This window comes from Caballeronia sp. KNU42, assembly GCF_053760385.1.
This window is the reverse complement of the sequence record NZ_CM132388.1, coordinates 274,606-286,195: the sequence shown is the minus strand read 5'-3', so window position 1 is coordinate 286,195 and position 11,590 is coordinate 274,606. Positions and strand designations below refer to the sequence as shown.

The 11,590-nt window shown below is 59.8% G+C and carries 12 protein-coding genes; 4 read left to right on the top strand and 8 right to left on the bottom strand.

The features are described 5' to 3' along the window. Positions 1 to 89: 89 nt before the first annotated feature. From ACSOSP_RS01170 to ACSOSP_RS01150, 5 genes are all read right to left on the bottom strand, one after another. On the bottom strand, positions 90 to 776 hold the full coding sequence (locus tag ACSOSP_RS01170) for a C40 family peptidase (protein WP_455309108.1): 687 nt from the start codon (positions 774 to 776) through the stop codon (positions 90 to 92). A gap of 136 nt (positions 777 to 912) precedes the next feature. Next, positions 913 to 2,511 carry an ABC transporter ATP-binding protein gene (locus tag ACSOSP_RS01165; RefSeq protein WP_455309107.1) on the bottom strand — a complete coding sequence of 533 codons (1,599 nt, stop codon included), beginning with the start codon at positions 2,509 to 2,511 and terminating at the stop codon, positions 913 to 915. Beyond that, positions 2,508 to 3,662, bottom strand: a complete 1,155-nt coding sequence (locus tag ACSOSP_RS01160) for an ABC transporter permease (RefSeq protein ID WP_455309106.1) — start codon at positions 3,660 to 3,662, stop codon at positions 2,508 to 2,510. The genes ACSOSP_RS01165 and ACSOSP_RS01160 overlap by 4 nt, the downstream gene beginning before the upstream one ends. Further along, positions 3,616 to 4,650, bottom strand: coding sequence for a microcin C ABC transporter permease YejB (locus ACSOSP_RS01155; protein ID WP_455309105.1), 1,035 nt, complete (start codon positions 4,648 to 4,650; stop codon positions 3,616 to 3,618). Before ACSOSP_RS01155 ends, ACSOSP_RS01160 begins: the two co-directional genes overlap by 47 nt. Positions 4,651 to 4,685: 35 nt before the next feature. Then, complete coding sequence (locus tag ACSOSP_RS01150; protein WP_455309104.1) at positions 4,686 to 6,566, bottom strand: extracellular solute-binding protein; 1,881 nt, start codon at positions 6,564 to 6,566, stop codon at positions 4,686 to 4,688. A 230-nt stretch (positions 6,567 to 6,796) separates the two neighbouring features. On the opposite strand from ACSOSP_RS01150, the gene fabI reads away from it, so the two are divergent. Beyond that, complete coding sequence (fabI, locus tag ACSOSP_RS01145; protein ID WP_455309103.1) at positions 6,797 to 7,594, top strand: enoyl-ACP reductase FabI; 798 nt, start codon at positions 6,797 to 6,799, stop codon at positions 7,592 to 7,594. A 97-nt stretch (positions 7,595 to 7,691) separates the two neighbouring features. On the opposite strand, the gene ACSOSP_RS01140 is transcribed toward fabI, so the two are convergent. Beyond that, positions 7,692 to 8,099, bottom strand: coding sequence for a hypothetical protein (locus ACSOSP_RS01140; RefSeq protein ID WP_455309102.1), 408 nt, complete (start codon positions 8,097 to 8,099; stop codon positions 7,692 to 7,694). A 275-nt stretch (positions 8,100 to 8,374) separates the two neighbouring features. Further along, the gene (locus ACSOSP_RS01135) at positions 8,375 to 8,701 is read right to left on the bottom strand and encodes a hypothetical protein (protein ID WP_455309101.1); all 327 of its coding nucleotides are present in this window, start codon (positions 8,699 to 8,701) and stop codon (positions 8,375 to 8,377) included. 332 nt (positions 8,702 to 9,033) lie between these two features. Here ACSOSP_RS01135 and ACSOSP_RS01130 point away from each other — a divergent pair, with 332 nt between their 5' ends. The 3 genes from ACSOSP_RS01130 (at position 9,034) to ACSOSP_RS01120 (ending at position 10,714) form a co-directional block, all read left to right on the top strand. Continuing rightward, on the top strand, positions 9,034 to 9,603 hold the full coding sequence (locus tag ACSOSP_RS01130) for a hypothetical protein (protein WP_455309099.1): 570 nt from the start codon (positions 9,034 to 9,036) through the stop codon (positions 9,601 to 9,603). Between the two features lie 204 nt (positions 9,604 to 9,807). Then, positions 9,808 to 10,161, top strand: a complete 354-nt coding sequence (locus ACSOSP_RS01125; protein WP_031363953.1) for a helix-turn-helix domain-containing protein — start codon at positions 9,808 to 9,810, stop codon at positions 10,159 to 10,161. Between the two features lie 172 nt (positions 10,162 to 10,333). After that, positions 10,334 to 10,714, top strand: coding sequence for a single-stranded DNA-binding protein (locus tag ACSOSP_RS01120; RefSeq protein ID WP_455309098.1), 381 nt, complete (start codon positions 10,334 to 10,336; stop codon positions 10,712 to 10,714). An 85-nt stretch (positions 10,715 to 10,799) separates the two neighbouring features. On the opposite strand, the gene ACSOSP_RS01115 is transcribed toward ACSOSP_RS01120, so the two are convergent. Next, a complete protein-coding gene (locus ACSOSP_RS01115; protein WP_455309097.1) occupies positions 10,800 to 11,525 on the bottom strand; it encodes a nuclear transport factor 2 family protein in 726 nt (241 codons plus the stop codon). Positions 11,526 to 11,590 lie beyond the last annotated feature (65 nt).

The following is an 11,590-nucleotide window of genomic DNA, read 5'->3' as shown; positions in this document are numbered from 1 at the left end:
GACAAAAGCCCGCCCTTTTTGGAAGGCAGGCTTTTGTACATCGTACCGGCTCTCGACAACCGCAAGCAACCGGTCAGGCGGGCAATGACTTAGTTGTCGTCGTTGCCACCAATCGTGGCGCTGACGCGCCGGCGTAGATCGACGCCGTCTATCGGGAAGGTCGCTTCAACACGCCGAGCGCCCGTGTACCGCTTTTCCCAATAGCTGTTGTCCATGTCGTCAACACGGATCGTGCTGCCCGTGGACGGCGAATGAACAAACTTGTTGTCGCCGATATAAATCCCGACATGCGAGAACGAGCGACGCATGGTGTTAAAAAACACGAGGTCACCCGGTTTCAGTTCGCTCACGCGAACTTTCTCGCCCACCCGACTCATCTCTTCCGCACGCCGCGGCAAGGTCATGCCCAGCGTGTCCTGGAACACGTAGCGCACGAAACCGCTGCAATCGAGACCGGAATCCGGCGTATTGCCGCCCCAGCGATAACGCACGCCGATCATATTGAGCGCGCCGACGACTACGTCGCCCGCCTTGCTCGCCATGCCGGAAAGAAAAGAACGCGTGCCGCTGGATGGGTTGGCTGTCACATTGCCGGTGTCGGCAATGGGATAAATATCGTTAGCTGCTTTGGTCGACGCGGACATGCCATTGCTGGCATTTTGGCTTGAAATGTTGACTTCGTCGGCGAACGCACCGGATGTTGCTGTCATCATCAGGCCGATCAACATGCTGGCTGCTGCGCGCGCGCATGTTTGAGTCAAAGTTAATTGCTGCATCGGTCGGTAGTTTTTGGTGAAAAAGACTGATAAATCAGGATCATGCGGAAAAGTTGGCTTGATACTAGCCAGATATTATTTACATGTCAAAAGGCATAGAAAAATTCAATCGAGATACGCACCTAATTGGTGAAAATTAGGCCACGATCGCGGCTTTCAGTAACTTTCTTGTGTATTCGTGGGACGGCATCGCAAAAATATTCTCCACATCGCCGGTTTCCACGACAGTTCCGTTCTGCATCACCACAACCCGATGTGCCATCGCGCCGATCACCTCCAGGTCATGGCTGATGAACACATAGCCGAGGTTGTACTTCTGTTGTATATCGGCAAGCAGCCGCAAAACTTGATACTGAATTGACACATCGAGTGCGCTGGTGGGTTCATCGAGGATAAGGATGCGCGGTTCGAGCACCAGCGCGCGGGCGATCGCAATGCGTTGCCGCTGGCCGCCGGAGAACTCGTGCGGGTACCGGTTCAACGCCGTACGGTCGATCCCGACTTCGCGCAGAACCGCCACCACCTTGGCGTGGCGGGCGGCGGCATCGAGTTCCGGGCGATGCAGCGCCAACCCCTCCCCTACTATTCGCTCGATCGTCTGACGTGGCGACAGCGAGCTGTACGGGTCCTGAAACACCACCTGCATATTCGATCGCAACACGGTTTTTTCACGGCCACGATAGTCGCCAAGCGCGCGCCCCTGGAACTCCACCTTCCCGTGCGACGTGCGCTGCAAACCGAGCAATGCCATCGCCAAAGTGGATTTTCCCGAGCCGGACTCGCCCACGATACCCAACGTTTCACCCTGGCGCACCGTCACGGAAACGCGATCCACCGCCTTGAACGCGCCGCGCCGGAACCAGCCGCCCACGCCCGGCGTCTTCGTGGCGAATTCCACGGACACCTCTTGCGCGTCGAGCAATATGGGCGACAGCGGCAGGACGGGCAGCACCGTGCGCTCCGGCCGGCTCTCAAGCAATCGCACCGTATAGGGATGCTGCGGCGACGCGAATATCTCCCCCACCGTACCGCTTTCCACCAGCACGCCCTGCTCCATGACCGCCACGCGCTGCCCGAATTTACGCACGAGGTTGAGATCGTGGGTGATCAGCAACACGGCCATGCCCCGCGAAGCGGCTTCGTCGCGTTGCAACTCCAGCAGCAATTCCACGATCTGCGCGCGGATGGTCACGTCGAGCGCCGTCGTGGGTTCATCGGCGAGGAGAAGACGCGGACGGCATGCCAGCGCCATGGCGATCATCGCCCGTTGGCGTTGTCCGCCCGAGAGCTGATGCGCGTATCGGTCGATGCGTTTTTCCGGCTCCGTGATCCCCGTTCGCGCGAGCAGGTCGATCGCTCGGCGACGGGCATCGCGAGCGGACACGCCATCGTGCAGCTGAATCGTCTCCGTGATCTGGTCGCCGATGGTGAACAGCGGGTTGAGCGCGGTCATCGGCTCCTGGAAGATCATCGCGATGTCCGCGCCGCGCAGTTTGCGCATCGCCGGTTCGCTTTTGGTCAGCAACTCCTGGCCGTCCAGGCGAATCGATCCGCTCAGTTCTGCGTCGCGCAACAGCCGCAGGATGGACAACGCCGTCACGCTTTTGCCCGATCCTGACTCGCCGACCAGCGCCACGCGTTCACCGGCTTCGATCTTGAGGCTCACGCCATCGACGGCCAGCGTGTCGCCAAAACGCACCCGCAGGTCCGTGATTTCCAGCAATGGCGCGCTCATTGACCGCCTCCGGCCTTGACGGCATCGGAGATACGCGTGTCCAGAGCATTGCGCAGCGCGTCGCCCATGAACGTGAGCAGCAACAAGGTCGCGACCAGCACGCCGAAGGTGGACAGCGAAATCCACCACGCGTCGAGGTTCGCCTTGCCTTGCGCGAGCAATTCTCCGAGCGACGGCGTGGGCGGCGGCACGCCAAGGCCCAGAAAATCGAGGCTGGTCAGCGCAAGGATCGCCCCGCTCATGCGAAATGGCAGGAACGTGATAACGGGCGTGAGGCTATTTGGCAGGATATGACGCCAGATGATCCGGGCGTTGGATAACCCCATCGCCCGCGCCGCCCGCACGTAGTCCTGCGTGCGGTTGCGCAGGAATTCGGCGCGCACATAGTCCGATAACCCGATCCATCCGAACAACGACAACAGCACGACGAGCAGAACCAGGCTCGGTTCAAAAATAGACGCAAAAATAATCAGCAGATACAGCTCCGGCAACGCACTCCAGATTTCGATCAGGCGTTGTCCTGTCAGGTCGGTACGGCCGCCAAAGTAGCCTTGCACCGCCCCGGCCAGCAGACCGAGCACGGTGCCTATTGCGGTGAGGACCAGCGCGAAGATGACCGACACGCGAAAGCCATAGAGCAAGCGGGCGAATACATCCCGACCGCGATCGTCGGTGCCGAGCCAGTTTTCACGCGAGGGCGGCGCCGGGTTCGAGGCCTTGGAAAAGTAGTTGAGCGTGTCGTAGTAATAGTGGTTCGGCGGATAAACAGCGAAGTTGCCGCCCTCGCTGAAACGGTCGCGAATGTAGGGATCGAGGTAATCGGCCGGTGTGGGGAAATCGCCGCCGAACGTGGTCTCCGCATACGTCTTGACCATCGGAAAGTAGAGATGCCCCTGATAACGAACGACCAGCGGTTTGTCGTTCGACCACAGCGGTCCCGCGAGGCTGATCGCGAACGCGATCACGAATATCACCAGGCTCCAGTAGCCCAGGCGGTTGCTTTTGAAACGCTGCCAGACGCGTTGTCCCGGCGTGATCGAAACCGGCACGCTGAGCGGCTTGGCATCGCTGTCTTGAGGCGATCGGAGCAGGGAACGGTTCAACTCAACGCTCCAGTTGTTCGAATTGAATGCGCGGATCGACCCAGACATAGCAGAGGTCGGAGATCAGCTTGGTGGCAAGTCCGATCAGCGTGAACAGGTACAGCGTACCGAGCACGACCGGATAATCGCGCCGCACGACGGACTCGTAGGAGAGCAAGCCGAGGCCATCGAGTGAAAAAAGCGTTTCTATCAGCAAACTGCCCGTAAAAAACGCCCCGATGAACGCGCCCGGAAAGCCCACGATCAGCGGCAACAACGCGTTGCGGAACACGTGCTTCCACAACACCCTTCGCTCCGATAAGCCCTTGGCCCTCGCGGTCAGCACATATTGTTTGCGGATTTCATCGAGGAACGCGTTCTTGGTCAGCATGGTGACGACCGCAAAGCTGCCCACCACCGACGCCACGATAGGCAAGGTGATATGCCACAAATAATCGGCTATCTTCCCGCCGAGGCTCAACGTCGCCCAGTTATCCGACGTGAGATTGCGCAGCGGAAACAGTTGCCAGAACGAGCCGCCGCCGAACAGCACGAGCAGCAGCACGCCGAGCACGAAGCCGGGAATCGCGAAGCCGACGAGCACCAGCAGACTAGTGGTGAAGTCGAACGTGGAACCGTTGCGCACGGCCTTCGCGATGCCAAGCGGCACCGATATCAGATAAGTCAGAAAGAACGTCCATACGCCGATACTGATCGACACCGGCAGCTTCGACACAATCAGCGACCACACGCTTTGATGCCGAAAATAGCTGTCGCCGAGATCGAAACGGGCGAAGCGTCCGAGCATCAGCCAGTAGCGTTCGAGCGGCGGTTTATCGAAGCCGTAGAGTGCGCGAAGTTGCGCGATCTGCCGCTCGTCAACGCCCGTGTGCATGCGCATGCCGAAGCTCGTGCCCTGCTCGCCGCGGCGTAGATCATGCACCGCTTGTTCGACCGGTCCGCCCGGCACGAACTGGATCACGGCGAACGTGAGCGTGAGGACGCCGATCAAGGTCGGGATCATCAGCAAGATACGTTTGAGGATGTAGCTCCACATGGGCGCGGTCCGCTTGAGTGTTTAAGTGCGTGGATCTAATTAGCCGCCGCTGAAGAGGTGGACGCGGCGGCAGGCGGCTTGATCCACCATGTCGATGTGATCCAGTCCTCGGCGGTGTAATACAGCGGCAGCGTCGCCGGATACGCAAGCGTGTTCCGATACGCCACCCGGTGCGACGCCGTGTACCAGTGCGGGATCACATAGTAGCCATGCATCAGGACCCGATCGAGCGCGTGGGTGGCATCGAGAAGTTGTTCGCGTGTCTGCGCGCCGAGCAAGGTATGCACGATCGAGTCCACGGCCGGCGACTTCAGGCCGTTGTAGTTATCCGAGCCCGGCTGATCGGCGGATTTGCTGCCAAAACGCGACTCCTGTTCGGTGCCTGGAACCTGCACGTCGGGCATGCGCAGGCTGGTCATGTCGAAGTCGAACGCGTCCAGGCGCTTCTGGATCACCGCGAAGTCGACCGTGCGGAAATTCGCGACTATCCCCAGTTTCTGCAAGTTGCGCTCGAAGGTGGCGGCCACGGGTTCCATCGATGATCCACCACCCGTGTCATCGAGAATCTCGAACACGAACGGCTGGCCCTTTGCGTTGCGCAACGCGCCGTTCCGGTACGTCCAGCCTGCGTCGGCCAGCAACTGGCGCGCCTTGATCAGGTTCGCGCGCAGGGAACCGGGCGGATCGGTGTCCGGCTGCTTCACCATGTCGCCGAATACAGCGGGATCGAGTTGCGCGCGCAAGGGCGAGAGGATCGCGAGTTCGCCCTTGCCCGGCTTGCCCGTTGCTTGCAGATCGGTGTTCGCAAAGAAGCTGTCGGTGCGCGTGTACTGGCTGAAAAATAGTTGGCGGTTGAGCCACTGGAAGTCGAACGCGAGATCGAGCGCCTGACGCACGCGCACGTCCTGGAAAATCGGCCGGCGCAGGTTGATGAAAAACCCCTGCATGCCCGTGCCGTTGTGATTGCGGAATTCGCGCTTGACCAGCTCGCCGTTGTCAAAGCGTTTGCCGATATCGCGACGCACCCAGTTGCGCGCGCCATATTCGACCAGCGCGTCGTACTCGCCGGCCTTGAACGCCTCGAGCCGCGCCACGCCATCCGAATAGAGCTTGTAGGTGATGCGCTCGAAGTTAAACGTACCCACGCGCACCGGCAACGCTTTGCCCCAATAAGCTGGGTCGCGCTTGAGGGTGAGCGTGCGGCCGTTGTCATATTGTTCAATGAGATACGGACCGCTTGCTATCGGTTTTTGAAACGCGAGTTGATCAAACGGCACATGGCTGCCGTCGGGCTTCATGCCCCACTTGTGCGAGAACACCGGAATCGCGCCCGCGATAAACGGCATCTCCCGCGTGCGCTCCCTGAAGTCGAATCGAATGGTCAGCGGATCAAGAACGACCGCGTGCGAAATCTGGCCGAAATACACCGCATATTGAGGCGCGGCCTGCGGGCTTTTCAGCGTATCGAACGAGTATTTGACGTCTTCCGCGGTGACCGCATCGCCATTCGAAAAGCGCGCTTTCGGGTTGATGTGGAACGTGGTGGAGAGACCATCGGGCGCGATGCTGATGTCATCGGCGAGAAGACCATACGCTGTGGATACCTCGTCGGAACTGCCGGCTGTCAAGCTCTCGAACATATAGCCGAGCCCGGGCGCGGGGTTGCCGCGCTGCGTGAACGGATTGAATTTATCGAAGCTCGTGAGGCGATTCGGATTCGCCAGTACGAGCGTGCCTCCCTGGGGCGCGTCCGGATTCACATAGTCGAAGTGCTTGAAATCAGCGGGATATTTCGGCTCGCCATACTGCGCGATGGCATACACGGCCCATGCCGCTTTCGGTACCGCTAGCCCGCCGAAGCCAATCAGCAAGCTGCCAAACAGAAGACCGAGGACCCGTCGGGAGCCAGTCGCCATGAGTGCCTTTATAAGTACCAGTGAAACGATGATCGGGAAAACAGCCTGCCTCGCTTAAGAACATTCTCGAGCTAACTCCGGGACACCTTAAGCGCTGCGCGCCTTAAGCCACATGAGGCGATGTGAGAGAATTCTACTAAAACCACTGTCCCGGGCATTGTAACGACGTGCGCAAGGCTTGCGCGCGCTCAGTCCGCGCATGTGCGATATCGACTTCTTAAGGAGCATTCATGGGATTTCTCGCTGGAAAACGGATTTTGCTGACGGGCTTGCTGTCGAACCGCTCGATCGCCTATGGCATCGCTGCGGCTTGCAAGCGCGAAGGCGCCGAACTCGCATTCACTTATGTGGGTGAGCGCTTCAAGGACCGCATCACCGAGTTCGCGACCGAATTCGGCAGCGATCTCGTGTTTCCGTGCGACGTGGGCAGCGACGAGGAAATCGATGCCCTCTTCGTCTCGCTGAAAGAACGCTGGGACACGCTCGACGGTCTCGTGCATTCCATCGGCTTTGCGCCGCGCGAAGCCATCGCGGGGAATTTCCTCGACGGCATGACGCGCGAGAACTTCCGCATCGCCCACGACATCTCTGCGTACAGCTTTCCCGCGCTCGCCAAAGCCGCGCAATTGATGCTCTCCCCCGAGGCCTCGTTGCTCACGCTGAGTTACCTGGGCGCCGAGCGCGCGATCCCGAACTACAACACGATGGGCCTCGCCAAGGCATCGCTTGAGGCCAGCGTTCGTTATCTGGCGGTGTCGCTTGGAGACAAGGGCGTGCGCGTGAACGGCATTTCGGCAGGCCCGATCAAAACGCTGGCAGCAAGCGGCATCAAGGGGTTTGGCAAGATTCTCGAGTTCGTCGAAAACAACGCGCCATTGCGGCGCAACGTGACAATCGATCAGGTCGGCAATGTGGCCGCATTCCTGTTGTCGGATCTGGCGGGCGGCGTGAGCGCCGAGATCGTCCACGTCGATAGCGGGTTTAACGCCGTGGTAGGCGGGATGGGTGCGCAGGCAGTCCCGGAGTAGTAATACGTTCGCAGCGGCGCACCTCCGCCGCCGCACCAAACTAAAGGCCGTGCCGCTTACGCGGGACGGCCTTTTTTAATGCACCCAACCAGGGTATTTAATTGTGGTAGCCGTTTCCACCGTGGCCGCCGTTCCCGCCATGGTTGTAATTCCCACCGTGGTTGTAGTTCCCGCCATGACCACCGTACCCCGGGCCGCCATGGCCATAGTTCGGACGACCACCGTTGTGCCGATACCACTCATCACGTCCCCAATAGCGGCGGCCGTCATAGTAACGATCGCCATACCAGCCGATCACGACCGGCGGCTGCACGTACACCGGCGCCGGTTGATAGATGACCGGCGGCGGCGGTGGCGCATAGTAAGGCTGCGGCGCGACGTACACCGGCGCGGGAATACCGATGTTGATCCCCACCCGCACTTGGGCGTGGGCAAGGCCGGATATCGTCGCGAGGCACAGACCGGCAATGCCAGTCAGGATCCGGATGCTTTTTAGCTTGTTCATGTAAAGGCGCGCCTCTGGCCGTCATTGTTCAGGTGGAAGCGAATATAGCGGATCGCCTTCAATCCGGTATTTCAACTTTGTAAGTTGTTCTGCGGCGGGAGGTATTGTCTGCTGAAACCTTACTCTTTGTTACATGATGAAAAATCACGATCTCGGACAGTGCCGATGGAAAAGTGGGACGCCACCAAAGACAAAGGCCATCCGGTTTTTAGCCGGATGGCCTTGGGGCCAGGTACCTGACCGATGCTGTCTCTTTTGGCGGACTGCGCGCTACTTTAGTGGTAGCCGCGATGGTCGTAGTGGCCGTAATGCCCGCCGTGATAGCGGTACCAGTCGTTACGGTTCCAGTAGCGGCGGCCGTCCCAGTAACGATCACCGTGCCAACCGATCACCACGACCGGCGCTCCTACATACACCGGCGGGGGCGGTGCGTAGACGACGGGCGGCGGCGGCGCGTAGACCGGCTGCGGCGCAACGTACACTGGCGCGGGCACACCGACATTGATACCAACGCGCACTTGGGCCATCGCCGCGCCGGACATTCCGAGCGCGCCGATTGCAAGTGCGCCGGCAAAAATGGAAGTCTTCAGTTTGTTGTTCATTTTAAGTGCACCTCAACGGAGTAGGTTCGTTGAGTAAATCTTAGCGGAACGACCCGGCTCAAATGTTTCAAGTTGGTAACTCCGAATTACGACTGCCAACAGGGTGTGACACAACATTTCTTTACCTGGGCGTCCCCTCTCGCTCCGGTGCTCGCCGGATCGGACTCGCGCCGCGATCATTTCGAGGTGCACTGATAGAATTGAGCCCGAAAAGCACTCATCGTTCATCAATCACAGCAGCCCGAGTGACGTTCGCGACGTGCCGGGCGACGCTTCAGTTTTTTGCCTTCCGCCGGCTTGCGCGCGACCGCGTTTGGGCTTCCGATTTATCTATGCATATCCGTCATCGCCTCGCCGTGGTTTGCGGCACCGCCCTTGTCTTCTTGCTGGCGCTGGTCGCGAACGAATGGATTTTCAGGCATTCGGAGTTCGTGCGCGGCGTCAACTGGATCTACCTGCCTGCCGGCATCCGCCTGCTGTGCACGCTGTTGTTCGGCGCGTTGGGTGCGATTGGGATACTCATCGCGTCGTGGATCAGTTGTTTCTTTTATTATTTCCCGGACGATCCGGTTCGCGCGACGTTCGGCGGCATTATTTCGGCGCTCGCGCCGTATCTCGTGTACCTCTTCGCCACGCGCAAACTCGGACTCAATGCGTCACTCGCGAATCTCACCGCCGGACGTCTGCTGGTCCTGATCCTGCTCTATTCGTTCGCGGGGCCGGCGATGCAGCAAGCATGGTGTGCGTTGGCGGGCGATACCGTCAATGTCGGCGAACGTTTTATCGTGATGTTCATCGGAGATCTGAGCGGTACGCTCGTGATTATCTACACGCTCAAGGTGGGTCTTGGGTTTATCACCCGTATGCATGCGTCAATGCATCGGGCATCGCGTCCACGTTGAGAACACGGCTACGTTGCCCTGCTTCCAGCCGCAGGGCAACGCGCTCGTTTTTAATCTCTCTCAGGTCTAGGTGCGCCTCACCTTCTTGCGCTGATACACACCCTCTTTTACAAATCGTAACATTTAATTATCAAACTGATAAGGGTTCAGGAAGCAGTTTACTGGCGATGCTATGATTCACAGATGGATTTCGAGTCCGCCACCATGGCAAAAAAACACCTTGTAGATACCTATTTTCGCTTCCTGAACCTCGCTCAGGCGGTGCAGGCATTGCCGTCCGTTCCCAAACTCGATGCCGCCGAAGAACGGCTGCTCGAGGCGCTGACGGCGGCCTGGCACGCGGGGCGAACGCTCACTGTGACCGAGACGATGGCGTTATCGGCTGCGGGCGCGCCGGCGACGGTGCACCGCAAACTCGCGCGACTCAGACAGGAAGGACTTGTCTCGGTCGACGAATCGAGCACGGATCTGCGGTCCAAGACGGTCGTCCCCACGCGCAAGGCGCTCGACTATTTCGAGAAGCTGGCAGCGTGTCTAGAGGAAGCCAAGCGGAAGTAGGCGGGCACAGCGAGCGCGCCACGTAGCGGGCCCTCGTTAAATTCCGAACGGGTTGAACGCTTGATGCGGCCACGACCGCCAAGCAAATACGATTTAAATCCCACCTGTTCCATGCCGCCGTGAAACGCCTGCGCGCGAGTGAGACAATCGCTGAATTTTGGAGAGGCACACCATGATCGACGGCCTGGTTTCCGGACGTCTCTACGGCACGGCGCAAGTGCGTACGGGTCAGCACGGCACGCACTTCGTGACATGCCGGGTTCGCGCTTCGGCCGGCGACGGCGAGAGTCTGTTCGTGAACGTGATCGCCTTCGACGACACTGTCAAGGACGCGCTCCAGGCGCTCGATGATGGCGACAGCGTATCGCTCGCCGGCGCACTCACGCCGAAGACCTGGACTGACAAGCAAGGCAACGCGAAGCCGGCGCTGGACATGGTCGTGCACGCGGTGCTGACCGCCTACCATGTGCAGCGAAAGCGTCGGGCAATACGAGGTGAAGCGGGACAAACGGACCTGCAAGGCGCGGACGATCTGGACGACGACGAAGTCTGAGTGCGCTCAGGCGCTTTACCAGGCCGGTACGTCAGTCCAGCGAAGCGCCCTGCTCGTCCGAAGAAAAATGCCGCTGCCGATTCCGCTAGCGGTTCAACTCCCGAATCAACGGATGATCGCAGTAGATCCGGTTTTCATAAACCTGGCCATTGCTGTGACGCACGCAGTCCACTCCTTCAAAGCGCAGCGGCACATCGCCGTGCGTTCCGGTGGCAATCCATCGAATGAAGACTGTATCGCCGCGACTCGCGTGGTCGGCGACCTCCAGCCTGAAATCCGGAACGTGGCGCAACAACTCATGCAGCGGCCGCACATAGGCCTCCACGCCCTTCAACGGCGCGTGCAAACCCGGCCAATATCCTTCGATATCCATCGCCAGTTCATCGCTCGGCCGGCTGAAGTCGGGCGCGGCCCAGAACGCGGCGTACTTCTCCACGCACCATGCCGGGCCCATCAGCGTACTGTCGACAAAACCGGTGATGCCGGCGAACCGTCCATCGATGGAAAATTCGCCGACGTCCGTCCCGCTCGCCAGTTGCCGGCCGGTGGCATCGACCAGACGCCAACTGAAGCGGATCATCGCGCCCGTCGCATCAATTCCGCCGACTCGCTCGAAGCTCAACCCCGGCATTTGCGCCTGAAATGCGCCGATCATCTCGGCGAACCCTTTCGGGCCCGTGCTGCTCATCATGGGGTCGGTGTAGCGAGCGCCGTCGAGCAACACCTGTTCTGCGAGAGCGTCCCGTCGCGACGGATTCGTCTCGTTCCATGTATCGATATAACGGCCCACCAGCACGTCATGCTCAGTCATGATTCTCTCCTTCGATAGTCTTCGAGGCTATGGCGGCACTGGATTAGCGCGGCCTGGGAGTCATC